At 35.2% G+C, this 25,510-nt stretch carries 25 protein-coding genes; all 25 read left to right on the top strand.

Annotated features, from left to right (window positions below; translation table 11 throughout):
• The first annotated feature begins 48 nt into the window (after positions 1 to 48).
• A complete protein-coding gene (locus tag X953_RS19215; RefSeq protein WP_052350169.1) occupies positions 49 to 717 on the top strand; it encodes a LuxR C-terminal-related transcriptional regulator in 669 nt (222 codons plus the stop codon).
• Positions 714 to 2,543, top strand: a complete 1,830-nt coding sequence (locus X953_RS15810) for a nucleoside-diphosphate sugar epimerase/dehydratase (RefSeq protein ID WP_040956436.1) — start codon at positions 714 to 716, stop codon at positions 2,541 to 2,543. Before X953_RS19215 ends, X953_RS15810 begins: the two co-directional genes overlap by 4 nt.
• Positions 2,544 to 2,752: 209 nt before the next feature.
• Complete coding sequence (galU, locus tag X953_RS15805; protein WP_040956435.1) at positions 2,753 to 3,628, top strand: UTP--glucose-1-phosphate uridylyltransferase GalU; 876 nt, start codon at positions 2,753 to 2,755, stop codon at positions 3,626 to 3,628.
• Positions 3,629 to 4,541: 913 nt separating this feature from the next.
• Positions 4,542 to 4,739 (top strand): type II secretion system protein, encoded by a 198-nt coding sequence (locus tag X953_RS15800; RefSeq protein ID WP_040956434.1) that lies wholly within the window; start codon positions 4,542 to 4,544, stop codon positions 4,737 to 4,739.
• Between the two features lie 499 nt (positions 4,740 to 5,238).
• A complete protein-coding gene (locus tag X953_RS15790) occupies positions 5,239 to 6,351 on the top strand; it encodes a DegT/DnrJ/EryC1/StrS aminotransferase family protein (protein WP_040957182.1) in 1,113 nt (370 codons plus the stop codon).
• Positions 6,351 to 6,965, top strand: coding sequence for a sugar transferase (locus tag X953_RS15785; protein ID WP_084715725.1), 615 nt, complete (start codon positions 6,351 to 6,353; stop codon positions 6,963 to 6,965). Before X953_RS15790 ends, X953_RS15785 begins: the two co-directional genes overlap by 1 nt.
• A 25-nt stretch (positions 6,966 to 6,990) precedes the next feature.
• Positions 6,991 to 7,893 carry a methionyl-tRNA formyltransferase gene (locus X953_RS15780; RefSeq protein WP_040956432.1) on the top strand — a complete coding sequence of 301 codons (903 nt, stop codon included), beginning with the start codon at positions 6,991 to 6,993 and terminating at the stop codon, positions 7,891 to 7,893.
• A 33-nt stretch (positions 7,894 to 7,926) separates the two neighbouring features.
• Positions 7,927 to 8,568 (top strand): PIG-L deacetylase family protein, encoded by a 642-nt coding sequence (locus X953_RS15775; RefSeq protein WP_040956431.1) that lies wholly within the window; start codon positions 7,927 to 7,929, stop codon positions 8,566 to 8,568.
• Positions 8,569 to 8,623: 55 nt separating this feature from the next.
• Positions 8,624 to 9,133, top strand: a complete 510-nt coding sequence (locus X953_RS15770; protein WP_198023284.1) for a GNAT family N-acetyltransferase — start codon at positions 8,624 to 8,626, stop codon at positions 9,131 to 9,133.
• Positions 9,134 to 9,148: 15 nt separating this feature from the next.
• The gene (locus tag X953_RS15765; RefSeq protein ID WP_040956430.1) at positions 9,149 to 10,093 is read left to right on the top strand and encodes a 1-aminocyclopropane-1-carboxylate deaminase/D-cysteine desulfhydrase; all 945 of its coding nucleotides are present in this window, start codon (positions 9,149 to 9,151) and stop codon (positions 10,091 to 10,093) included.
• Positions 10,086 to 11,054 carry an ATP-grasp domain-containing protein gene (locus tag X953_RS15760; protein ID WP_040956429.1) on the top strand — a complete coding sequence of 323 codons (969 nt, stop codon included), beginning with the start codon at positions 10,086 to 10,088 and terminating at the stop codon, positions 11,052 to 11,054. The genes X953_RS15765 and X953_RS15760 overlap by 8 nt, the downstream gene beginning before the upstream one ends.
• A gap of 26 nt (positions 11,055 to 11,080) precedes the next feature.
• A complete protein-coding gene (locus X953_RS15755; protein WP_040956428.1) occupies positions 11,081 to 12,397 on the top strand; it encodes a phenylacetate--CoA ligase family protein in 1,317 nt (438 codons plus the stop codon).
• A gap of 5 nt (positions 12,398 to 12,402) precedes the next feature.
• Entirely contained in the window at positions 12,403 to 13,404 is a 1,002-nt protein-coding gene (locus X953_RS15750) for a sugar-transfer associated ATP-grasp domain-containing protein (protein WP_040956427.1), read from the top strand.
• 208 nt (positions 13,405 to 13,612) lie between these two features.
• On the top strand, positions 13,613 to 14,782 hold the full coding sequence (locus X953_RS15745) for a glycosyltransferase family 4 protein (protein WP_040956426.1): 1,170 nt from the start codon (positions 13,613 to 13,615) through the stop codon (positions 14,780 to 14,782).
• 67 nt (positions 14,783 to 14,849) lie between these two features.
• Positions 14,850 to 16,064, top strand: coding sequence for an O-antigen polymerase (locus tag X953_RS15740; protein ID WP_255351068.1), 1,215 nt, complete (start codon positions 14,850 to 14,852; stop codon positions 16,062 to 16,064).
• Positions 16,065 to 16,254: 190 nt separating this feature from the next.
• Positions 16,255 to 17,565, top strand: coding sequence for a lipopolysaccharide biosynthesis protein (locus X953_RS15735; protein ID WP_040956424.1), 1,311 nt, complete (start codon positions 16,255 to 16,257; stop codon positions 17,563 to 17,565).
• A 114-nt stretch (positions 17,566 to 17,679) separates the two neighbouring features.
• Positions 17,680 to 18,846, top strand: a complete 1,167-nt coding sequence (locus X953_RS15730; RefSeq protein WP_040956423.1) for a nucleotide sugar dehydrogenase — start codon at positions 17,680 to 17,682, stop codon at positions 18,844 to 18,846.
• 7 nt (positions 18,847 to 18,853) lie between these two features.
• Complete coding sequence (locus X953_RS15725; RefSeq protein ID WP_052350168.1) at positions 18,854 to 19,348, top strand: VanZ family protein; 495 nt, start codon at positions 18,854 to 18,856, stop codon at positions 19,346 to 19,348.
• A gap of 673 nt (positions 19,349 to 20,021) precedes the next feature.
• Complete coding sequence (locus X953_RS15715) at positions 20,022 to 20,549, top strand: sigma-70 family RNA polymerase sigma factor (RefSeq protein WP_040956421.1); 528 nt, start codon at positions 20,022 to 20,024, stop codon at positions 20,547 to 20,549.
• Between the two features lie 351 nt (positions 20,550 to 20,900).
• Positions 20,901 to 22,436: a YifB family Mg chelatase-like AAA ATPase gene (locus tag X953_RS15710; protein ID WP_040956420.1), complete on the top strand. Its 1,536-nt coding sequence runs from the start codon at positions 20,901 to 20,903 to the stop codon at positions 22,434 to 22,436.
• A 2-nt stretch (positions 22,437 to 22,438) separates the two neighbouring features.
• Positions 22,439 to 23,032, top strand: a complete 594-nt coding sequence (locus X953_RS15705; protein WP_052350167.1) for a transposase — start codon at positions 22,439 to 22,441, stop codon at positions 23,030 to 23,032.
• A complete protein-coding gene (locus tag X953_RS15700) occupies positions 23,013 to 24,014 on the top strand; it encodes a hypothetical protein (RefSeq protein WP_040956419.1) in 1,002 nt (333 codons plus the stop codon). The genes X953_RS15705 and X953_RS15700 overlap by 20 nt, the downstream gene beginning before the upstream one ends.
• Positions 24,004 to 24,183, top strand: coding sequence for a hypothetical protein (locus X953_RS15695; protein ID WP_040956418.1), 180 nt, complete (start codon positions 24,004 to 24,006; stop codon positions 24,181 to 24,183). Before X953_RS15700 ends, X953_RS15695 begins: the two co-directional genes overlap by 11 nt.
• 399 nt (positions 24,184 to 24,582) lie before the next feature.
• Entirely contained in the window at positions 24,583 to 24,879 is a 297-nt protein-coding gene (locus X953_RS15690) for a helix-turn-helix domain-containing protein (RefSeq protein ID WP_040956417.1), read from the top strand.
• 252 nt (positions 24,880 to 25,131) lie between these two features.
• The gene (locus X953_RS15685; RefSeq protein ID WP_232217746.1) at positions 25,132 to 25,506 is read left to right on the top strand and encodes a hypothetical protein; all 375 of its coding nucleotides are present in this window, start codon (positions 25,132 to 25,134) and stop codon (positions 25,504 to 25,506) included.
• Positions 25,507 to 25,510 lie beyond the last annotated feature (4 nt).

Raw genomic sequence — 25,510 nt, 5'->3', positions numbered from 1 at the left:
TAATCTGTGGAAACAATTGTAAATTACGCCACAGAATGAAGGATGCCTATGAAAGAAAAACAGATGCCTACCCTAACACGGACTTACCTTGATGAATTATATGAGGTATTACGACAGCAATTTCCCGATATTTCTATTTATTATGTACCAACTGATTACAAAATGCTACTTACGACAGACCCGGTATTTTGTATTGCTGATGTTCAGCATTGTCCGGAAGAAGAACGTGAAGAACATTTAGTGACATTAAAGCGGGAACAGATCACCGTCATTGCCTTACTGGAAATCAATATGCAAGATGAAGCCATACAGTGGATCGAACGTGGAATCGATAACATCGTATGGAAGGATGAAAACACTGTTTCTACAATTGTAAATATTATACAAAATATGCAAAAGAACCGTTCCTTTTTACCATGGGAAGTGTTACAATCATTAAAGTCAATGCTTGTCGAAATGAAGGAAGAACACAAGGAAATCTTCACCTTTCATTTAGAGGAAAAAGGCATTAATCTTACTAGAAAAGAAATTGATGTTGCTTATCTATTAAAAAAGGATTTAAAAAATAAGCAGATAGCAAGTATACTAGGATTAGCAGAAGGAACTGTAAAATTACATATAAGTAACATATATAAAAAGGTTGGCATGAAACAACGAAAACAAGTTATAAAGCTATTTGAACGCTTTATTCAACCCGGAAAGGAGCGAAGGCTTTGACTTATCGAACAAGACTGACATTGTTGATCATTCTCGACTCCCTGATCGTCAGTACCGCGATTTTTATCGCATCTTGGATTGTATATCCTTCGACAAACGTTTCACAGCTTGATGCGATCATTATTAGTGCAATAGCTCTATTAGTCTTTCATCATCTTTTCGCATTTATTTATAAGCTGTATAACAAAGTATGGGCCTATGCGAGTATTGGAGAATTAATAGCGATTGTAAAGGCCATTACACTGTCGATTATTGCGGCAGGGATTGTGCAATATCTGTTTAATGACTTTGCGATCTATCGTAGAGCATTACTTATTACGTGGATGCTGCATATTACCTTAATTGGCGGATCGCGCTTTCTATGGCGGATTTATCGTGATCGTTACATTGCAAAAGCGGAAAATCAGAAGCGTACCTTAATTGTAGGTGCCGGATCGGCGGGAGCAATGATTGCGAGGCAACTGAAGAATGATCATAACAATCAGGAATTGTTACCAGTGGCTTTCGTAGATGATGACATAAATAAACAAAAGATGCAATTGTTTGGTCTTCCGGTAGCAGGTACTGTGAAAGAAATTCCGAACATTGTAAAAAATCTGGAGATCCAGCATATCGTAATTGCGATTCCTTCCTTAAAGAATGGCGCATTGGAGAAAATTGTGGAACAGTGTAATAAAACAACAGCCAAGGTGCAGATGATCCCGAAAATTGAGGATTTGATGACAGGTAGAGTATCTGTCAGCCATTTGAAAAATGTCGAGGTAGAGGATCTGCTTGGGCGTGAGCCTGTGAAGCTGGATATTGACGCAATCTCGGAATATGTGACAGACAATACGGTAATGGTGACCGGAGCAGGTGGCTCGATCGGTTCAGAAATCTGCCGACAGATCATGAAATTCAATCCAGGCAAAATTGTGCTATTCGGACATGGCGAATTTAGCATTTATACTATTGATATGGAATTACGTAATAGATACAAAGATGCCAATATTGAAATCGTGCCTGTTATCGGGGATGTTCAGGATCGTGACCGTGTATTTGAAGTCATCAAAGAACAGCAACCGACAATCATTTATCATGCGGCTGCACATAAGCATGTGCCATTAATGGAATATAATCCGCATGAAGCAGTGAAAAACAATATCGTCGGTACGAAAAATGTCGCAGAAGCTGCCGATACATTTGGTGTCAGCACTTTTGTAATGGTTTCGACAGACAAAGCAGTGAATCCGACAAACGTGATGGGAGCAACGAAACGTGTTGCCGAAATGGTTGTCCAAGATATGGCGAGAAAAAGTAAGACGAAATTTGTCGCAGTAAGATTCGGGAATGTACTTGGAAGTCGAGGTAGTGTCATTCCACTATTCAAAAAACAAATTGAACAAGGTGGCCCAGTAACAGTTACTGACCCGGAAATGACGCGTTACTTTATGACAATTCCAGAAGCATCAAGATTGGTAATCCAAGCAGGGACGCTGGCAAGAGGTGGCGAGATCTTTGTCTTGGATATGGGTGAGCCAGTGAAGATTGTCGATCTGGCAAGAAACCTAATAAAACTATCAGGCTACTCAGAAGAAGAGATTCCGATTCAGTTCTCAGGTATCAGGCCTGGGGAAAAGATGTATGAAGAGCTGCTTGGTGAGGATGAGGTTCATCCTGATGCGGTTTTTGAGAAAATTTATGTTGGTCGGACGATGGATGTGGATGCGGCGTTGTTCCTTGATTTGATTGATCGGTTTGAGGGATATGATGCGGTTGAGTTGAAAGATAAGTTGATGGGTATTGTGTTTATGGAGAAGACGTTGATGAGTGTGAAGGGGAGCTAGTTGAATAGGTGGTCTCTGGCGACCGCAGAGTGAAAATATACTCGCTTTCCGCGGGCAATGCTTCAGCTTCCTCGGAAGAAAACCACTTCCTGCGGGATCTTCAGCTATTGCTTTTCCCGCAGGAGTCTCGCATATTTTCTTCTGCTGTTGAGGAACTAACTTCCTACTCCTACTAACCAATACTAGAGAAATAAATGGGGGTTATTTGATTGAAAACAGTCAAAAAGGCTATTATACCGGCAGCAGGATTGGGAACAAGATTTTTACCTGCTACAAAAGCGATGCCAAAAGAGATGTTGCCGATTGTTGATAAGCCTACGATTCAGTATATTGTGGAAGAAGCGGTTGCTTCTGGGATAGAAGATATTATTATTGTAACGGGTAAGGGTAAGCGTGCGATTGAGGATCATTTTGATAATAACTTTGAATTGGAAGATAATCTGGTAAAAAAGGAAAAGTTTACTTTACTTGAAAAAGTGAAGCAGCCTTCCCAGGTGGATATTCATTATATACGCCAAAAAGAACCAAAAGGACTTGGCCATGCTGTTTGGTGTGCACGAAAGTTTATTGGTAATGAGCCGTTTGCTGTATTGCTGGGTGATGACATTGTGCGATCTGATACACCTTGCTTGCGTCAATTGATTGAGCAGTTTGAAGAGACAAGCAGTTCTGTTGTAGGTGTGCAGCAAGTGCCAATGGAAGAGACGGATCGTTATGGAATTGTCGATCCGAGTACTGTGGAGGGTAGAAGGTATCAGGTGAATAATTTTGTGGAGAAGCCTGCGCAGGGTACTGCCCCTTCTAATTTGGCGATTATGGGTCGTTATGTATTTACACCAGAAATTTTTGATTTTCTTGATAGACAAGAAATTGGCGCTGGTGGCGAGATTCAATTGACGGATGCGATCCAGATGTTGAATGAGCTGCAGAAAGTATATGCATATGATTTTGAAGGCAAGCGTTATGATGTTGGTGAAAAGCTTGGCTTTGTGAAGACGACAATTGACTTGGCTTTGGAGAATGATGAGATTAATGATGAGTTGTTGGCTTATTTGAGAGAGAAGGCTAGTGGGGTTGAGGTTTAGGGGTTGGTGTACTATTGATACGGACATTATCTCTAGATTCATAGGGAACAGTCGCCCACTATAAACAGATGAGCATTTTGTGAAAAAACGAGAGCGGCGCATAAGGCTCAGTATTGGGTTAAGACTTTTGGTGACCTTGCGGTCTTTGGGATTTAGCATATCCTTTTTATATCTATATGTCTTGTGGCATTTTGAACATAATTTTTTATGAATGCTGAATAACTGGGTGTTTGATTTGTTGGTTGTTGTTAAGAACAATGAAGTACATTCGGTAAACCTTGCGGTTTAGTTATTGATACTATTATCTATTAGGCTATAGAAAAGTCGGTAGATTAGCTTTAATAATAATAGGTGTAATCTGGTTTGGTAACGTTATGGTTTTAGGTAATAGTTTGGAATATATGGGTGTTATAAATGTTTAATCAATCGTTTGTTTAGGTGAATGTATGGAAGGGTTGGACATACTAATCTGTCTTAGCCCTTTTATGTGTGTTTGGGTGTAACGCTTAGAACAATATTAACTTAAATAATTTTGAAAGGGATTAGGTTACCCTAGTTATATACCCTGCTATTTGGATGGTTAAACATGGTAGTTGAGTTTTTTATAAATTATTTTTTATACATAAATCGGGGTGCCTTGCGGCACTTAATGAACATTATGGCTACTTCGTAGCTGGCTTTACATATATAGGTGATGTGTCCTTACCTTTATCAATGGATATACTCGGCTGTGCTGTGGGTTGAATGACCTTAGACGCGTTTTGTTGTCAGGAGTGTGGCGTGAGGTGGGGTTAGATGCCCTGTTTTAATTAATTTATTGTTACTGCCCTTACGGGCCTGTTTTATCATCTAGTTTCGACATAAATTTTACATTATGAAATGTAATTCTGATTTCGGACTGGTGGTGAGATTAGTGATAAGAAATGGGAAGAAGCAGAAGAGTGAAGATGGTTTTAGTTTAATTGAACTGCTGGCTACTTTAGCAGTTTTGAGTGTTATTTTGTTAATTGCTGTCCCTGTATTTACGGGGAGTATAGCAGAGGCAGAGCAGGAAGTTTGTGAAGCTAATAGGGCTATGTTGAGAAGCATTATGAAATGGAGCTTTCCTTAGAGGGTGATAATCATTCTACGTTACTTTTTAGGAAGTTTTTGATTGTTTTTGACAAGGACTTGTGTCCGAGAGATGGTCTACTCTCTTATAGAGATGGAGAGGATGGGGAAGTTATCTGTAACATTCATTCTAAAGTGGAAGAGCCTGGTGGTAATGATGTGCCTTGGCTGGTGGTGAGGAACTGAGTATCTTAGTTAGATTGAGTGATAGAAACCTTGCGGGATAAAGGTTTGAGGCGTTTTTAGTGAGAATTATAGATTGATTGAATGGTATATATAATAGGGAAAAACTCGGTTAAGTGTGATAATTACAAGAATATCTATTACGTATTTGGTTGGTCGATTGAATAGATAGTACGAGGTGGCTATTGATTATAGATAACCACTTTAGTGGTTTAGAAGTTGGTTGGAGTAATAGTTTGGAAGGCTCCAAGGAAGTCCTAATCTACTAAATATTAACTTAACGATGGAAGGAAGTCTATAGGATGGAGACAACAAAAGTGAACGAAAGAATTTTTCTTTCATCACCCCATATGAGTGATGAAGGTTATGAAATGGAATATGTAAAGGAAGCTTTTGATACAAACTGGATTGCACCACTTGGAGAAAACGTAAATGGGTTTGAAAGAGAACTAGCAGAAAAGGTTGGATCTAAGGCTGCAGCAGCACTTTCCTCTGGAACAGCAGCTATTCACTTAGCTTTAAGAGCAGCTGGAGTAGGTCAAGGAGATATCGTGTTTTGTCCAACACTTACATTCTCAGCTACAGCTAATCCAATCATCTATCAAAGTGCTGTTCCAGTATTTATAGATAGTAATTATGAAACATGGAATATGTGCCCAAAAGCATTAGAAGAAGCATTTCAAAAGTACCCTGATGTGAAAGCTGTAATCGTAGTACACCTTTATGGTTTGTCTGCTGATATGGATAAAATAGTAGAACTTTGTAATAAGCATAATGTTGTTTTAATAGAAGATGCTGCTGAAAGTTTAGGAACTTACTATAAAGGTAAGCATACAGGAACTTTTGGCGATTACGGTATCTTCTCTTTTAATGGAAACAAAATCATCACTACTTCAGGTGGTGGGATGCTTGTTTCTAATAATGAAGAGAGAATCGCTAAAGCTAGGTTCTGGGCTACTCAATCAAGAGATCAAGCAAGACACTATCAACATAGCGAATTAGGATTTAATTATCGTATGAGTAATGTGGTTGCTGGGATTGGTAGAGGGCAGTTAAAAGTTTTAGAACAACGTGTAGAAAAGAAGAATCATATCTATGAATTTTATAAAAGAGAACTTGGTGAGATTGAAGGAGTCCAGTTTATGCCTAGCAATGATTGGGATGCACCGAATTACTGGTTAAGCTCAATGGTGTTGACTGGTGAAGTGAGACCTATTGATATATTTGAAGCATTGGAAGCTGAGAATATTGAGTCACGACCGGTGTGGAAGCCAATGCATATGCAGCCTTTCTTTGAGAAGTATGATTATGTTGGGACAGAAGTATCGGAGAAGTTGTTTGAGAATGGTGTGTGTTTGCCTTCTGACACGAAGATGACTGATGCTGACTTGGCGAAAATTGTAGAAATTATAAAGGGGTTGTGGGATTAATGAATATTTTGAGAAAATTCAACCTTTTTATTAAAAGAACGTTAGATATTTTAGGTAGCGGGTTGGGATTACTTATCATCTCACCATTGCTTATTATTGTAACGATACTTATCAAAGTCACAATGCCAGGTCCAGTTTTCTTTAAACAAGACAGGGTGGGGAAGAATATGAAAGGATTTCAAATACTAAAATTCAGAACAATGAAAGTAGATACTGAAGCTGAGAAAAACTTGGATTTTTCTAAGGATGAAGATCGCATAACAACTTTAGGAAAAGTTTTAAGAAGGACTAAGATTGATGAGCTTCCACAGCTTTTAAATGTATTTTTAGGTGATATGAGCCTAGTAGGCCCTAGACCAACAGTGATGGTACAGGTAGAAAACTACACTAAATATGAGGAGCAAAGGCTAAATATGAGGCCAGGAATGACAGGCCTAGCACAAGTGAATGGCAATATTACATTGCCTTGGGAACAGAGAATTGAATACGATATCGAATATATTAAGAAGTTTTCATTCTTATTAGATTGTAAAATACTTATTAAAACAGTGGCGATTGTCTTATTTGGTGAAGCGAAGTTTAAAAAGGAGAAAAGCCTCAAAAAAATCAATTGATAATTGGTTGTGAAGGGAGAATCAAATGAAGTCAATACTAATAGGTTCTGTAGGATCAAGCAAAGTATTGTTAGAAGAAATGATCAAGTTGAACTTTCCAATTGATATGGTATATTCACTTGATGAAAAATACTCAGAAAAGGTATCGGGGTATGAACCAATTCATGAATTAGCAGAAGCCAATCAAATACCATACCGAAAGTTTAGAAAGATAAATGATGAAGAGCATGTAGAAGAGATTAGAAACATCAAGCCTGATTATATTTTTGTAATTGGTTTATCACAGTTAGTAAAAAAAGAAATTATAGACTCTGCAAAGAGAGGGACTATTGGCTTTCACCCAACTCCACTACCTAAATTTCGAGGTAGAGCTGCTATGGTATGGCAGGTACTTTTAGGAGTAAAAGAAACAAAGTGTTCTTTATTTTTCATAGATGAAGGAATGGACTCTGGTGATATTATTGGGCAAGAAGAGTACTTTATTGAGGACACGGATTATGCCGTTGATGTTAGCTTAAAATGTAGAGAAGCCTTTAAAAAACTTATTAAAAAAGTCTTACCAAAACTTATGGATGACTCTATTAAACCAGTGAAACAGAATGAAGATGAAGCAACATATTTGTTAAAAAGAGCACCAGAAGATGGTTTGATTGATTGGAAAGAGCCTGTTGAAAAAATTCAAAGGTTGATAAGAGCTGTTTCTAAACCTTATCCTGGGGCTTATTCGAATTATAATGGGAAGCATAAGGTTATTTTTTGGAAAGCTGACTATATGGAAAATAAGAAATACATTGGATTTCCCGGACAAATTGCCAATAAGACTAATGAATATATTGATGTAGTCTGTGTAGACGGCTTATTAAGGGTATATGAATATGAAATGGTTGATGAAGTAAAGCTAATTGTAGGAAATAAATTCAAAGGGTAGAAAACAAAACAGAAAAAAGATGAGGGTGAAAGTATGAGAATATTAGTATTTGCACCACATAACGATGATGAGGTTTTGGGTGTCGGTGGTACGATGGCAAAGTATGCTAAAGAGGGACATGAGGTATATGTGTGTGAAATAACAGCTGGTAATCAAAAAGAATTATTGCAAGGTGAGGCTAAAAAAGCACATGAATTATTAGGAGTTAAAGAAGCATTCTTTTTAGATCTTCCAGCAGTAAAGCTAAGAGAAGTTTCCAATATTGAAATTAACTCGAAAATTTCAGAGGTTGTTCAAAAAGTTAAGCCACATGTAGCTTTTATACCGCATAAAGGTGATATGCATTCAGATCATGGGGAAGTTGCATCAAGTGCGATGGTAGCTTTACGGCCGGTTAGTAACCCACAATTACAAGCTATTTATACGTACGAAACATTGTCTGAAACAGAATGGAATATACCAACGCCAGATAACGCCTTTGTTCCTAATGTTTGGAGTGATATATCAGATTCAATAGATGTTAAGCTTGAAGCTATGAAATGTTATGAGAGTCAACTTAGAGAATTCCCTAACCCTCGTTCACTTGAGGCTATTGAAGCTCTATCAAAGTTTAGAGGTTCGACAATTTGTGTAAGAAATGCTGAGAGCTTTATGTTAGTTCGAAATTTAATTTAAGTTTATCTTGGATAAACTGAGTTTAGTATTTGCAATTAGGTTTGGAGGTGTAGTTTTGGGTACTTTTATCCGAAAATTTGAAGAAAAAGATGTTCCTTATAAAGTTCGGTGGATTAACGATGAAAGTAACAATAAATATCTTCATTATGATTTGCCTCTTAGGGAAGATAAAACCCTACAGTGGTTCAAATCCCTTGAAGGGCGGTCAGATCGGGTTGATTATACAATTATATATGATGATGAGCCAGCTGGGTTAATTGGATTGCTTGATATTGATTATAAAAATAAAAAAGCGGAGTATTACATCTGTCTAGGTGGAGGTCAATTTAAAGGGAAAGGTATAGCTGAATTTGCAACAGATCTCCTAATCAAGGAGAGTTATAAGGAACTTTGGCTCAATAAAATATATCTATATACTGAAGTAGAAAATGTTAAAGCACAAAAGCTTTTTGAAAAGATTGGTTTTGAAAAGGAAGGTCATCTAAGAAATGACTTATTTTATAATGGCCGAAAAATTGATAGATATATTTATGGTTTAGATGTTGAAAACTATATTCAAAAATAGATTAGGTGATAGTAAATGCAGTTTAATAATTTTCAAGCTACACCAATTCAAAAATTAAGTGAAAATGTAAATAACAACACATTTTATATAAAACGAGATGATCTTATTCCTATATCATTTGGGGGAAATAAGGCAAGGAAAGCTGTACTTTTTTTTGAAAATATTGAACGGTCTTCATCTGATTGCGTTGTAACCTATGGCAGTAGCAGTTCCAACCATTGTAGAATTATTGCTAATATTGCAGCTGCAAAGGGTATTCCGTGCTATATTGTTTCGCCGAGCGAATCTAGTAATACAACCTCTAATAAAAAAATGATTGAATTGTTTGGTTCGTTAGTTACAGAATGTCCGGTCTCTGAAGTAAGTAATACAATTGCTAAAAAGATGAGTGATTTAAGAGTTAAAGGCTATAAACCCTACTTCATTGAAGGGGGAGGCCATGGCGATATCGGTACCCAGGCTTATGTTAATGCCTATAAAGAAATTCTTAATTATGAAGCTTCATCAGGTATGTATTTTGATTATATTTTTCATACGACTGGAACAGGAACCACTCAAGCTGGACTTGTATGTGGAAAAATCCTAAATGGTGATGAGAGGAAAATTATTGGAGTCAGTAATGCTCGAAAAAACCCTTATGGAGGTCAAGTTGTTCTTGATAGTGTAAATAGTTATTTATTGAGTCTAAATAAAGAACTAATCGACTCTGATGCCATAGCGTTCATAGACGATTATATACTTGAAGGGTATGGTTCTTATAACGATAAAATATTAAAAACTATCAAGAGTGTGCTAATTAATGATGGAATACCAATGGATACAACTTACACTGGTAAGGCTTTTTGGGGCATGAAAGAGTATATTATGAAGAATTATATAACAGGTAAAAGGGTACTATTTATCCACACAGGTGGGACACCATTGTTTTTTGATATATTGGAGGCTTTGAAGAATGAATAATATTTTAAATATACTAATATTAAGCTGTGGTACAAGAAATAAAATTGTACAGTATTTCAAAAAAGAGTTAGGCGGTAGAGGTGTTGTAATTGCAACAGATTGCAGCGAATTAGCTCCAGCCCTATATGAGGCTGACAAACATTTTATAGTCCCAAGGATGGAGGAAGAAGGATACCTAGATTTAATTCTCTCAATTTGTAAAGAGAACAATATTAAAGCGGTATTATCATTAATTGATCCAGAGCTAAGCCTTCTTGCAGAACACAAGCAAGCATTTTTAGATATTGGTACGGTTCCAATTGTCTCAGAGTCTGATATTATTGAAATGTGTTTTGACAAGTATAAGATGTTTGAATTCTTAGTTCAAAATGATTTTAAAACTGTTAAAAGTTATGTAGATAAAGAGTACTTTTATAGAGACGTTGAAGCTGGAGTTATTAACTATCCAGTATTTGTGAAGCCGGTAAAGGGCAGTGCTAGTATTAATATAAGTAAAGTCACAGCAAAAGAAGAAATTGAACTGTTATTTAATAGATTTGACAATTTAATGATTCAAGAGTTCATGGATGGAATTGAATACGGTGCTGATGTTTATATTGATATGATTTCTAATGAACCGGTTGCAATTTTTATAAAAGAAAAATTAAAGATGAGATCTGGGGAAACCGATAAGTCTGTTTCTGTGAAAGATGAAAAGTTATTTAATTTAATCAGGAATCTGGTAAAAAAGGCTGGATTTAAAGGCGTAATTGATATTGATATTTTTAAAATTGGTAACGAATATTACATCTCGGAAGTTAACCCTCGATTTGGTGGGGGCTATCCACATGCTTACGAAAGCAATGTAAATATACCGAGATTAATTATTAACAATATTTGTGAGAAAACTAATGTGGATGTAATTGGGCAGTACGTTGAAGGTGTTTATATGATGAAGTATAGTGAAGTAAAAATAATTTAAGAAATATAACAATGTGAGGTTAATAAATGGACTTTGGGCTAAGTAAAATAAGGAACCAAGCCTTTTGGTTAGTTGATAAACTAAAGGGCGGTAATATACGGGATTATTATAATAATTTAAAAAGAGCAGAGGAAATTGATAGTTTCTCTCCATTAGTTAGAGAGAAACAGAAAAAAGCAATAGAACAACTAATTCAACATTCAATATCTTCGACTAACTATTATAACAGATGTTGTAATGGGTTGGATTTTGAACATTTCCCTATAATCAATAAAAATATTATTCGTAATAGACAAAACGAATTTATTTCAAATATTTTTAAAAAAGATCAATTAATAACTATGCATACAAGCGGTTCTACTGGAACACCATTTATAAGTTATCAAAACGTTCAGAAGAAAAAAAGAGTAATTGCAGAGTTAATATACTACAATGAAAAGTTAGGCTATTTTGTAGGGAAAAATTTGATCTTTCTAAGATCATTAACTGCGAAAAATAAGGGTTCAAAATTATTAAGGTTTTTACAAAACCTAACCTTAATTAATGTGTTTGAATTAAATGATAACGCAATTGATAGCATGTTAAAGAAGATTGAAAGAAAATCATCGAATGGTTCTGTATTAATGTCTTACGCGTCTACCCTAGACGCATTTCGTGATTATTTTAATCAAACTAATCGTTCTTACAGTCTTAATGTAACAGGTATTATAAGTGGATCTGAAATGCTTTATGATGATACACGCGAAGTTATGGAAAATGTTTTTCAATGCAAGTGTATATCAAGGTATTCTAACCAAGAAAATGGTGTCCTAGGCCAGGATGATGTAGAAAATAATGTATTTTTAATTAATGAGGCCCATTATTTAATTGAAATATTTAAAATAGACGAAGATGTTCTTGCTGCAGAAGGTGAAGTTGGAAGAATCGTTATTACAGATCTATATAATTATGCAATGCCAATGATACGTTACGACACTGGTGATATTGGCGCTATAACATATGTTGATGTTAAGGGTATTAAGAAAAAGTGTATTAATAATTTTGGTGGTCGTAAGATAGATATGGTCTATAAAGTTGATGGATCAATTCTTTCTCCGCATAAAATATCTGTAACATTCTGGTCCTTTACAGGAATAAATCAGTTCCAGTTCATACAGCTAGGTCCTCGTGATTACAAAGTAGTATTGAACGTCGCTAGTTCGTTTAATAGTGAATCACAAATTGTAGAAAGATTGTATAAGTTATTAGGAGAAACTGCAGAAATAAGGTTTAGTTATGTTGAGGATATACCTGCTCTTTCTTCTGGTAAAAGAAAATATATAATGAATAAATGGGAGAAATAATTAAAATGAGTTTAAATTATTTTATTTCAAAAATTAAGAAGTTATGGAGCGGGATAGACATATACATTGATCCCAATTTAAATTGGTTTTCTAAAATTTATATTACAGTTGATTTTCTTACTACTGTATTAATTTATGGAGCAGGGGTAAATGATTATTTACAATATAAATTTTATAAAAGAAGGCACTCAGATAGAAAAGAATTTATTGTCTATAAGAAGAGAATGAAAATAGTCAAAACATTTAACAGTAAAGAAGATAGAATGATCTTTGATTCTAAAGAAAAGTTTAATAAGACATTTAGTGAATTTATAGGAAGAGATTGGCTTAGTACACAGGAGACAAGTTATCATGAGTTTAATGAATTTACTAATAGAGTTAGAGAATTTATTGTTAAACCTTCCGCAGGGAGTCACGGTAAGGGAATTAGAGTAATTAATACGAAAGACATAAAGGATAGGAGAACCTTATTTGAGGAATTAAAAAAAGAAGATGCTCTTTTAGAAGAGGTCATCAAACAACTAGATGAATTGGCTGCATTTAATCCTACGTCGGTTAATACTTTAAGGGTTGTTACGTTACTTTGCCCTGATAATAAAGTACGTGTAATGACCGCAAATTTGAGAATGGGAAATGGTGAAAAACATGCAGATAATTTTCATCATAATGGAATTGCATCATTACTGGATGTAGAAACAGGTATAGTTGTAACAAAGGGGATTGATAGAAAGATGAACCCATATATAATTCATCCTTATACTGGTAAACAAATTATTGGATTTCAAATCCCTCTTTGGAATAAAGTTATAGATACAGTATCGAGAGCAGCACAATTAGTCCCTTCTGTAGGTTATGTAGGGTGGGATGTTGCAATTAGTAAAGATGGTACTATACTCCTTATAGAAGGAAATGCAGCTGCCGATCCAGATATATCTCAAATTCCTGATCAGATTGGTAAATGGCCACTATACAAAAAGTATGTAAATGAGAGGCAGAAAGTAAAGTAGTAAGCATATATTTACTCATTTACAACACTAATATATTTATTGATTAGGTCATATTTTTTGGGTCTTCAAGAAATCTAAGAGTGTTTTTGTGTTATTATCTAAAATAATTCAATTAAAAATATTAGGTCGATATCCGAAAATGAAATTTTTATCATCTTAAATGAAAAGGATTAGATAATATAATAATTGTTAAAAGAAGGGGTATTTGATGAAAGTATGCTTTTTCGCACATAATAGTTCCTCCCACCAAAATGGTGCAACATTATCTTTGGAAAATATTGTTAATGAATTAGTTAAAAGAGGCATCGAAGTTATTATTATTTTTCCAAATAAAAGCGTAAAAATATTTAAAGAGAGTGATAGACTTAAGTGCTTTTTTGTATCATCCTTTTCAATGCGCGTTCCTATACACAAAAAGGGCTTTATTAGTAATTTAAAAGGTAGATTAAAATGTACAATTAATTGGTTTTCAATGCGAAAGACTCTATCAATTCTTAAAAAAGAAAAACCAGATTTGATTCATATTAATGGTCTAGACTCAGGAATTGGAGCAAAGATCGCTTCAAAACTTGAAGTGCCATATATCTGGCATATTAGACAGTTTTTAGAAGAAGATTTCGGGTTACGTCTATATAATCAGAAAAGAGTGTATGATCTATTAAATAAAGCTGATTCTATTATTGCAATTTCAAATTCAATTAAAGAAAAATTTGAAAAAGAGTTAGATAGAGATTTGGAATTGATATATAATGGAATACCAATTGAGAAGTATCATATAAAAACCAATAATCGTTTTGCAAATAAACAGATAGGTATTCTACTTGCGGGAAGAATTAACAAGAACAAGGGACAATTAGATGCTGTTAAAGCGGTGGGTCACCTAGTTGAGAAAGGATTTAAAAATATTTATCTTATTTTAGCAGGTGATGCCCAAGATATTAAGTATTTAAGAAAGATTCAAGAGTTTATTATTAAGCATAATTTGAATGAATTTATTAGAATAATTGATTATGTAGAAGAACTAAAACAATTGCGAACAGAGTGTGATATAGGATTGGTATGTTCGAAAAAAGAGGCTTTTGGAAGAGTCACAATAGAGACCATGTTATCAAATATGTTAGTTATAGGTGCCAATTCTGGTGGTACAGCCGAGCTTATTGATGATGATATTACAGGCTTACTTTATCAAGAAGGGGATTATATAAGTTTGGCAAATAAAATAGAATATGCTATCGCTAATAAAGAAGAAATGAAGACTATTATTAGATCAGGTTATAAAACAGTGGTTGAAAATTATTCAGTTAATCGTGTTGTAGATCAAATACTTGACCTTTATAAGGAAGTTTTAAGAACAAGGTTAGATAAAGAGGTAAAATAATTATGCAATTTGTGATAATCTTATTTGCTTCGCTATGTGTAATTTTTAGCTATTATAAAGAAAAAATATATATAATCCAATGACCTTATTTTATTCATACTGGTTTATTGTTATTACTTTAGCTTCATTTGAGCTTTATGGAATGTATAGTGCAAGTCAACAAACTTATATGTTAATAGCAATAGGCTTGTTTGGTTTTGCATATGGTTATTTAATAATGATGAAAAGACCGACTAAAGAAATTAGCAAATCCAGATACACTTTTGAGGTTCGCTACAATATTTATATAATATTTAATATATTTGTCATAGGCTTTTTACTATTAAGGTTACTTGACTTATTGATGTTAATAGCACAAGGATATTCATGGTGGGATATCAGGCTTATGGTAACAGCAATTGAAAAGGATCTAGCGTTATGGGGAGGATCAGAATGGAATTTATATATATACACATATATCATTTCTCCTTTGGTTTACCTAGCTGTACCAATAGCTATTGTAGATTATTTAATTGAGAAAAAAAGTAAATTATTTGTAAACACCACTATAATTGTGGTGATTTTATTTGCAGTTGTAACAGTTTCAAGAAATATACTAGTTTTTTCAGTTATTTACTTTATATTCACTAGTTTAATTTACCGTAAAAAGTTCAATTTAAGTAATAAAATAAGGAGAAATTTAAGAAAAACTCCAGTTGTAATTTCCCTCCCTATTATAGGTGTTGCTACTATTACATTATTAAGAAAAGCAGAAGCAGATTTTTTAAAAGAAGCTTATGTATATTTGGCTGGAGCGATTCCTCAATTAAGTATTAGGCTAACTGAACCAATATCGGACTTGCATACATATGGTATGTTAACAACTAGAGGGTTCACAAGGATGCTCTTTATTATTCTTGATAAAATTGGAATAAGTTACCCTGAAAGTTACCTTAGAGCTCAAGATGTTCTAGATAATCTTGAGAGATTTATTCCAATTGGTGAAGGTATAAATATGAACGCATATGCTACGTTATTTTATCATTTTTATATAGATGGTGGGATAATAGGTGTTATTTTGTTTTCTGCACTATTAGGTTACATCTGTAGTAGGGCATATCAAGGAATAAAGTATAATATAAATATCCGCAATACGGTATTTTATCTATTAATATTACAACAATTATTGTTTTCTGTGGCACGAATTTATACTGTATATCCAACGAGGGCATTGCCGTTTTTATTAATATTAGTTATGTTTGTTAAGGTGAAAAGGGATAGAGATAAAACCGACTCCGTATAAACTGCCTAGTTTATACAAGAAGCAACAATAGTATAACTCAGGTTTTTTTAATAGCTCTTACGAATTAGTTATAATTTGTAAGAATATTAAATTCATAACTAAGTTATAAGGGAATATTGTTTTGTACACTACTTATTATGTAAGGAAAATATTTACTAGATAGTGAGTTAATTAGATAGGGCTGTTAAAAATGATTACAAAATTTAATTCTATAAAGAAAAACAGGTTTATTAAAAATGTTTTAATGGTAATGAGCGGAACCGCGTTGGCCCAGATTATTACATTTTCTCTCATGCCAATCATTACGCGATTATATGGACCTGAACCTATCGGGGTATTAGGAACGTTTACTGCCGTTGTAGCTATCCTTGGTCCAATAGCTGCTTTAACATATCCAATTGCGATTGTCCTCCCAAAAAGTGATAAAAAATCTAGGTCAATAGTTAAATTGTCGTTGTCAATAACCTTAGTAGTCGGATTGATAATGACCTTAATTTTATTAGTGGCAGCTGATAAGGTAATTAATCTATTTAGGCTAGATGTTATATCTAGCTTTATTTATTTATTGCCTATCTTTGTACTAGTAACAGGTTTTTCTCAAGTAATGGAGCAGTGGCTTATTCGATCAAAGAGTTTTAAAATCACGGCAAAAACTGCTGTATTGCAATCGCTATTTATGAATGGTTCGAAAATTGGAGGAGGCTTAATTTATCCACTATCTGCATCATTAGTCATAATTCATACAGCAGGTATTCTTTTTAGAGCTTCTCTTATGTTTTTTATGTCTGATAAATCAATAGTAAATAGGTCTGAAAAACATACTATTAAAGAAATTAAAGAAGTTGCAATTGAGAATAGGGACTTCCCTAAATATCGTGCGCCGCAAGTTTTTATCAATGCAGTTTCACAAGGACTTCCAGTTTTGTTGTTTACGACCTTTTTTGGGCCAGCTGTAGCAGGTTTCTATGCATTAGGAAAACAAGCGTTAAATACACCTATCCAACTAATAGGTAAAGCGGTGCAGGATGTATTCTACCCTAAAGTAAATGAATTAGCAAATGCTAAAAAGCAAATTACTCCAACAATATTGAAGGCAGTAGTAGGATTACTTGTTGTAGGGATTGTCCCATTTGGTGTTATTATACTGTTTGGTCCTTGGGTATTTGGTTTTGTATTTGGAAATGAGTGGACAGTTGCTGGCGAATATGCAAGATGGATTGCTATTGTCGCGTTATCAATGCTTATAACTAGACCTATTATTGTAACAATACCCGTCTTAAGTATTCAAAAACAATTTTTGTTGGTGGAAATTTTTGGTACAGTTGTAAAAATTGGTGCGATTTTTGCAGGTGTTTTCTTCTTTAAAGAAGCTATTTACGCTGTTGCAATGTTTTCTATTGCTTCTATATTAATGTATTTATACTTAATGATTCATACTTTATTAGTAAGCAGAAGATATGATAAATTAAATAATTCATTAAAAGTACGAAATACTGGGTAAATGGTATTTTTATAATTTACGACTATCCTTAATTTTATTTTTGGAATAAGTTTACAATTGTATCATAAGAAAATAATAATCAACTAGGAAATCTAAGAGGGTGTGTATTGAGAAATGAAAATAACAATTGCAGGTACTGGATATGTTGGTTTGTCCAATGCAGTTTTACTAGCCCAACATAATGAGGTTATAGCTTTAGATATCATTCAAGAAAAAGTAGATATGATTAACAATAAAAGGTCTCCAATCGTTGATGGTGACATAGAGGAGTTTTTAGCAACAAAAACTTTAAATTTAACCGCAACTACTGATAATTTTATAGCCTTTAAAGATGCAGAATATGTTATTATTTCTACACCAACAAACTACGATCCGGAAAAGAATTATTTCAATACTAGAACAGTAGAAGCTATCATTGCCCATGTGTTATCCATTAATCCAGATGCAGTAATGGTTATTAAATCAACTGTTCCAGTAGGTTATACGGAGAAAGTTCGTGAGAAATTTGAAACTGAAAATATTATTTTCTCTCCCGAGTTTTTAAGAGAAGGTAAAGCTTTATACGATAACTTATATCCATCTCGGATTATTGTAGGAGAGCAGTCGGAAAGGGCCCGAGTTTTTGCTGATTTATTAGTGGAAGGTGCTCTAAAAGAAGATATTGATGTCTTGTTTACGAATTCTACGGAAGCTGAAGCTATTAAGTTATTTGCTAACACGTACTTAGCAATGAGAGTAGCTTTCTTTAATGAGCTTGATTCGTATGCAGAAGTAAGAGGATTAGATGCACAACAGATTATTGAAGGTGTAGGACTTGATCCTCGAATCGGTAATCATTATAACAATCCTTCGTTTGGATATGGAGGGTACTGTCTACCAAAGGACACCAAGCAATTACTTGCTAACTATGCTGATGTTCCTAACAATATTATGGCGGCAATAGTTGAAGCGAACAGAACAAGAAAAGACCATATTGCAGATATGATTATTAAACGAAACCCTAAAATTGTAGGAATTTATCGCCTTACGATGAAAATGGATTCCGATAACTTTAGACAATCTGCCATTCAAGGGGTTATGAAACGTATTAAAGCAAAGGGTATTGAAGTTGTTGTTTACGAGCCAGCTTTAAGTGAGGATCAGTTTTATAATTCAAGAGTAGTAAATGATTTTGAACAATTTAAGAAGATATCGGATGTGATTGTAGCTAATCGCTTATCAGATGATTTACGTGAAGTAGAGGATAAAGTGTACACTAGGGACTTATTCAGTAGGGATTAATAATTTAATGTATAAATACATTTCATGGATATCTGTTATTCTTTGGGCAGTATTAATCTTCTATCTATCACATCAACCGGCAGAAGAGTCTAGAGAATTAAGTGGTGGTGTAACTGAAGTGGTAGCCCAAACTGTTGAAAAGGTAGGTCCTAACGTGGAATTTGATATTAGGGATTTTCACCGTGAAGTCAGAAAGAACGCACACTTCTTTATTTATCTAATTCTTGGTTTTCTAGTGGTTAATGCATTAAGAGCAAGTAATGTCTTAGGGTATCGAAGTGTGATACTAGCATTACTAATATGTGTACTTTACGCCATTGTTGATGAAGTTCATCAGCTGTTTATTCCAGGAAGATCTGGTGAGGTAAGAGATGTACTTATCGACACTGCTGGAGCAAGTGTTGGGATTGGCGTTTATTTGTTGATTAACATTATAGTGAAAAAAGGAAAGAGCAAAAAAGTAAAATTAAACAGTAAAGTTAAAGATACACGTGTGAGATAAATTGAGAGCTTGTATGGGTATCTTTTTTCATTGAATGAGATTAAGCCCGTCAAGCTATCAGCCATGGTAGTTTGGCGGGCTTATTTGTGTTATGAAAAACCTCTCATTTCCTAATTTGAGCATGCTATTATTCTGATTTTCTAGTTTTTAACACCGTGTAGTAGACCATAATGGCCTTCATCAACATTTTTAGTAAATTTAATTACTCAACTTTCGCACCGAGCAAAATTAGTTAAGTTAAATTCTCTGTAGGGTTCTTATCCGTTGAAGTATAGCGCTTGGCCTAAAGTAAAAAAGCATGAAAAAACACCCCAACGTTTGGTATAGTTGATTTGTCGAGAACCACTATTACCATACAGAAGAGGTGTCCTCTATATGATAACGGATAATAACCAAGACAAGCAACTACCAAATGAATTAGCTTCTACCTTTAAGGAATTAAACGTGTTCAAACATTTAAGAAAAGCTGGTATTACCAAGTTTTTTGGCTTTTCTTGTGCGTATCTCTTTCAGATAATTTTTTGCTTTAGGTTTGGGTGCCTGGTGTCACTCCTCGAATGATGTAATATTTTGTCGAATGAATCTTTCATGAATAGCTTCCTTTTATCGAACGTATGATCTATAATTTAATTAATATAATTTTATTATAGAACGTAGCTGGAGGCCAATGTAGATGAGAGAGCGTTTGACTTTTGAAGAAATTGTGAAACAAAATGAGCGTCGTATTCACTATCATATTCATAAACTAAACTTATACGATCCTTACAAGGAATATTTTAACGAAGGCTTGGTTGCAATGTGGCGTGCGTATGAGAGTTATCATCCTGATAAAGGGCCACTTGCAACATACTTCAACTTCATAATTCGAAACCGGTTGATTGATGAATTACGAAAGCAGAAAAGACAAGAAAATAACGAGCGAGTTAGTAGCCAACAGTTGATGAACAAACTGGAGGAGACAGATTATTACGGATGTATGGAAAACGCTAGTTCAATGATGGTTGCGGAAGATTCACCGGTTTATAATTACATCCAGGGACGGACAGATTCATTTTCAGATAATCAAAATAAGTGGTTGCGTTTTTATATTGGTGAAGGGATGTCCATTAAGGAGATTGCTGAACAAGAAGGTGTAAGTGATGATGCGGTCAAGAGCTGGGGAAGGCAAGCAAGGAAGAGGTTGCGTGAGGGACCGTTGTAAGATAAGCGCTAAATCGTTGTTTGGATGCCAGTCACTTCCCGGGTATCGTCAAAGGATCGTTGTAGTTTGGGGAAAGGGGCTAATAAAGTTAAAGCATATGACTTTGGCACGCATTAATTTTCTGGCTTGGCTTCTACTGTTCCTCTCTTTTATTTCAGACAGGTTTTTCGAACAAAAGAAATGAATCATCTGACCTTCGTATCTCAGCTTTCTTTTTTGCTATCTCGCAAAAAGTGGATTGCTTTTTTTTATTCGAATCGAACGAACAAATGTTCTTGACTTTCTTTCTGAATTGATATATCTTATGTACAACCACATAATAATTAGAATATTGCAGAAAGGGTGATGCTTATGGCAACGATTGCGTTAAGTGTTGGTTTGAAGGGGATGGAAGGCTATCTTGTTCAGGTGGAAGTACAGTTGCTGCCAGGCATGAAAAGTGTAAGTATTATAGGGCTTCCCAATGCTGCAGTGAAGGAATCCAAGGACCGTGTGATGGCGGCATTGTATGCAAATGATTGCCAGATTCCTGATAAAAAGGTTATTGTTCATTTATCGCCTGCAGAGCAAAAGAAAAACAGTCCGATTTTTGATTTAGCAATGGCAATTGGAATCATGAAAGAAGCTGGTGATATTAGGTACCCGCTTCCAAAAGATGCTGCCTATTTAGGTGTTTTATCTCTAGATGGCAGTATTAAGTCTGTTGACGGGATGTTACCAGCCATTCTTGCTGCGAAGAAGGAAAAAGTGAAGATTCTTTATTTACCTAAGATGGCAGATTTCCCACTGACTAGGGTGGAAGGAATGGAGCTTCGCTTTGTAGAAACACTTCAGGAAGTGGTTGAATCTTTTTCAGGACAATTGAGCCTAACCTCTGCCTTTACTCTACCTAACCCCTCAGAAACTTCTGATGATGAAATCCTCTACGATAAAGACTTCAAAGACGTCCTTGGACATGCTCATGCCAAAAGGGCGCTTGAAATTGCCGCAGCGGGAGCGCACAATGTGTTAATGATTGGACCTCCAGGTTGCGGGAAGAGTTTGTTAGCTGAAACATTTCCATCTATTCTTCCACCATTAAAACAGGAAAGCCAGTATGATGTAATGAGCATTTATCAATTGGCAGGCATCAGCTATTCCAATTATAAGATACCCCCATTTCAAAATCCGCATCATCCAGCTTCCGCCGTTTCTCTAGTTGGAGGAGGTACGAACCCCAAACCGGGTGAAGTAACACTTGCTCATCGTGGGATACTTTTTCTCGATGAGATGGCGGAATTCCCCAAGCGTACGCTAGACATGCTTCGCCAACCGATGGAAAGTGGGAAAGTAACAATAAGTCGTGCTGCATCCACCGTGACCTACCCTGCTGATTTCCTTTTAATTGCAGCAATGAATCCTTGCCCATGTGGCTACTTTGGTTCGAGACATTACTATTGTACATGTTCACCCAAACAAGTTAATGCATATACCAACCGGGTATCGGGTCCTGTGGAGGATCGGATGGATATTATCCTGAAGTTGGGGAATGTTTCGCTCGATAGGGAAAGTAGAGGAGCAAATGAGTATTCCGCCGAGATACGAGAACGCGTGTATCAGGCAAGGGAAATTCAGTATAAGCGCTATGGAGGAGAAGTACATAATGCCGTCGTATCGAATGAACAGTTAATGCGTTGTAGTGTGCTCTCTGAAACCCAACAGCACATGCTGCGCCAATGGGCGAGTGAGCAACATTGGAGTACAAGGGTACAGGTGAAAATCATAAGGCTTGCCCGTACGATTTCTGATTTAAACGGGGAAGAAGGGATCTCCAATGAAGCTTTATGGGAAGCAGTAAATATCAGAAGGAATGATCATCGAAAAGCTGGGAAAGGAATGGTGAAATAACGTTGGCCAGGAAGAAACGGATATGGATCCCTCGTGCGTATTACCACGTAGTCTGTCGCGGAAACCGAAGGGATGCTCTCTTTAAAGATACGGGCGATTTCAAAACATTCCTCTACATCCTCGATCAGGTTCATAAAAAGGCCCCTTTTGAGCTAGTTACCTACTGCCTCATGACAAATCATTTTCATCTACAGATCCGATCTACCGAGCAGCCTCTTTCCAAAGTAATGTCCCTTATAAATAAACGGTATGCCGATTATTATAATACAAAGTACCGGCTTACCGGACATGTTTTCGAGAAACGATATTATGACAAGATCATTGATTCGTCAGCCGGAGTGCTGGAGGTTAGTCGCTACATCCATTGCAATCCCCTGGAAGCAGAAATGGTGCAAAAGGCAGAAAGCTATCCATGGAGCAGTTATAGATATTACTTGCATACTATCCGCCATGGAAAACTTTACATGGAGGCCATCCTCGATCATTTTTCTGGGGAAGAATGGGAGAAGCGGAGGAAGTATCGGGAGTATGTGGAAAAGAATATTACTAGCGAAAATAATAAAGGTGAGGTAGTTTATGGGGAAGAAAATAATTAATACATTTATTTTTATTACACCAGTTGTACTGTCCATAATAAGCCCTATATTTCAAGGGCCAAGTAAAACGACCTTTCCAGCAAATTACGTGTTTGCGGGATTTATACTATTTTCAATGGGTGCAATCTATTGGGTTAAACAGTATTTGAATGAAAAGAACGGTAAAATAAATGAACTGGAAAAAGTCATAGAACGAGGCTACTTAAGTTTAACATCGGAATATAACGAGTTAAGTCAATTTAGATATAAGAAAATTCAAGAGGAGACACTTAAGATATTTGTTCAGCAAAAGGAATATGTTCCTGCAGTTCAAGTGTATGAGTATTCCGTTTCGAAGACTTCACCGCTGAAAACAGTTGTAAAACTAAATTATCGTCAAGGGGTTATTGACGAGGATGAAGAAATTAATGCTTTAATTAAAGCAAAATACATTTACGATAAGGGCGAGTTAAGAAGGTTAGAACGTGCGATACAAAAGCCGAAACCAAAAAAACTGGTCAAATATATATATCGTTGGAGAAATGAACTTGATATGCTTAGTAAAACAAATATTACCGAAAAAGATGTAATGAAATTCTCTTTGCTTCAGGTTGCAATTGATTATTCAAGTAGAATGGCTCAATCTACAACAAAAGGCTATTTAAATAGTGAAAGTATGGAAAAAGAATTGCATTCATATAAACGGACCGGAATAGCAAGAGCAATAATTAGCCATGACTTTTTTACAGATCCAGATCCTTACCATTTTAGTTACACAGGATCTTTAAGCCGAAAGACAAATAGGATATATACGTGTATGATTAGGAAAGGGAAAGATGGAGTTAATCATTTGTACTTATTGACCTTGCAAATTGATGAAGGGATTAGTAAAACTGACTTTAATAAAATTGTAACTGATACGGAATGGCAATTTGAAACATTGCTAAGGGAACGTAAATTATTATATAATAAAGTTGAAGGGGGTAGTAGTGGTGGATTATAATACTGGCTTGGTACGTTACTTTAATAAACAAGAGCGTCAGGATTTTATAAAAGAAATGCGCAAGAATGGATTCGAAATCGAAGAAAACAATGTCCCGGATATGCGTAAACCCAATACCTCAGGATATTTGAGTAATAAAATAATTTCACATGAACAGGTTAAAAATTAAAGAACTTATAATAAATGCCAACTAGGATTGGATTCTCCATATTTAACTGGTTATTGTAATCAGCCAGGTGCGGAGAAAAGTAAATCTACTTTTACCATTAAGGAAAGGAATTATAACAAGAGCATAGTTGTTATTCCTTTCCTTTTGTTTAATCATTTTTTGAATATAAAGGCTCTTATGATCTCGCGATAATGCACCTTTTCTTTTCCTACTTTTTTAATTCCTCACAAATAATCGTATCATTTATGCAATTTCCATAAGGTTATTCTTCTTCACCACTTTGACAAAAGATATAACGGACTTATTAAGCGTAAGGACCTAATATCTGCTGAATTGCATTATGAAGACTATTGCATCGAAGATCCCAATTTATATTAAATTCGAATGGGGATGAAGTTTATGAGTGAATTTTTTAAAAAACATTCTATGATTCGTGGAGAAGATCATGTACAAGGCCTTCAATTGGAAGGGGTAATAGCTGCACAAATTAAAACAAATCGCCAAAAACTAAAAATGTCTCAACAGGAACTCGCAAATTTAGCTGGTGTTCCAAAATCTACTATAGGCAGAATAGAAGCAGGTATAACCAGTCCCAAAGTAGAAACTTTACTGAAAATATCCAAGGCACTGGACACTCCGTTTATTATTGATGGAACGACAGATGGGGAGGGCCGTAATTTGTATCTGCAAACTTAATTGCTTCAGGCTACCTCGGATTACTTTGTATTTGCTTCATGGATGTGGAGCCAGTTCTTGCTACCCCTTGATGGGATACTTCCATGTAGGTAGCTAGGGTCAAGTTCAATAGCCTATTGTCCAATATTGTGTGTAATAAAACGTGTAATAAAATGTGTTCCAAAATACAACCAAATTGTGTATAATGAGTATAAAAATGAAGGAATTTAACATATAATAAAGAAAGGGATGATGAAAGTGGGTGTGAATGTAATGTCTAAAGAAGGACATCCAAGGGTTAACACGAATATGTTAGACTTTTTACGGAAGAATGTTTATAGTGTGACCGATATAACGCGCCAGAAAAAATTAACTGAAATACTGGATTTATACTCAGGGGAAATGACAGATGAAGTTTTTGTCATTCAAAATGGAAAGAAAAAGAATGCACAAGCAGTAATCGTAGATCTTGAATATTTTGAAAAGCTGCTAACGATAAAAGAAGAAGTGGAACAGGCAGTTGATCAGATTGTTTTGCAAGAAGCTAGTGAACGTGTAAATGATGAGGCTAATTTATCATTGGCAGATGTATTTGACGAAGAGGATATTAATATTGAATCCCTATTACATCAGCTAGAAGAAGAGTAACAAA

It is taken from the genome of Virgibacillus sp. SK37 (assembly GCF_000725285.1).
Lineage (GTDB): Bacteria > Bacillota > Bacilli > Bacillales > Amphibacillaceae > Virgibacillus_Q.
The sequence above is the reverse complement of the archived record's forward strand: the minus strand, read 5'-3'. Positions and strand labels throughout refer to the sequence as shown.

Coding starts and splice junctions, on each gene's coding strand:
- X953_RS15750 (WP_040956427.1), top strand. CDS start 12,403: ATGAGTTTAAATTATTTTATTTCAAAAATTAAGAAGTTATGGAGCGGG.
- X953_RS15735 (WP_040956424.1), top strand. CDS start 16,255: ATGATTACAAAATTTAATTCTATAAAGAAAAACAGGTTTATTAAAAAT.
- X953_RS15730 (WP_040956423.1), top strand. CDS start 17,680: ATGAAAATAACAATTGCAGGTACTGGATATGTTGGTTTGTCCAATGCA.
- X953_RS15715 (WP_040956421.1), top strand. CDS start 20,022: ATGAGAGAGCGTTTGACTTTTGAAGAAATTGTGAAACAAAATGAGCGT.
- X953_RS15760 (WP_040956429.1), top strand. CDS start 10,086: ATGAATAATATTTTAAATATACTAATATTAAGCTGTGGTACAAGAAAT.
- X953_RS15765 (WP_040956430.1), top strand. CDS start 9,149: ATGCAGTTTAATAATTTTCAAGCTACACCAATTCAAAAATTAAGTGAA.
- X953_RS15785 (WP_084715725.1), top strand. CDS start 6,351: ATGAATATTTTGAGAAAATTCAACCTTTTTATTAAAAGAACGTTAGAT.
- X953_RS15685 (WP_232217746.1), top strand. CDS start 25,132: ATGTCTAAAGAAGGACATCCAAGGGTTAACACGAATATGTTAGACTTT.
- X953_RS15775 (WP_040956431.1), top strand. CDS start 7,927: ATGAGAATATTAGTATTTGCACCACATAACGATGATGAGGTTTTGGGT.
- X953_RS15780 (WP_040956432.1), top strand. CDS start 6,991: ATGAAGTCAATACTAATAGGTTCTGTAGGATCAAGCAAAGTATTGTTA.
- X953_RS15755 (WP_040956428.1), top strand. CDS start 11,081: ATGGACTTTGGGCTAAGTAAAATAAGGAACCAAGCCTTTTGGTTAGTT.
- X953_RS15725 (WP_052350168.1), top strand. CDS start 18,854: ATGTATAAATACATTTCATGGATATCTGTTATTCTTTGGGCAGTATTA.
- X953_RS15700 (WP_040956419.1), top strand. CDS start 23,013: ATGGGGAAGAAAATAATTAATACATTTATTTTTATTACACCAGTTGTA.
- X953_RS19215 (WP_052350169.1), top strand. CDS start 49: ATGAAAGAAAAACAGATGCCTACCCTAACACGGACTTACCTTGATGAA.
- X953_RS15690 (WP_040956417.1), top strand. CDS start 24,583: ATGAGTGAATTTTTTAAAAAACATTCTATGATTCGTGGAGAAGATCAT.
- X953_RS15745 (WP_040956426.1), top strand. CDS start 13,613: ATGAAAGTATGCTTTTTCGCACATAATAGTTCCTCCCACCAAAATGGT.
- X953_RS15710 (WP_040956420.1), top strand. CDS start 20,901: ATGGCAACGATTGCGTTAAGTGTTGGTTTGAAGGGGATGGAAGGCTAT.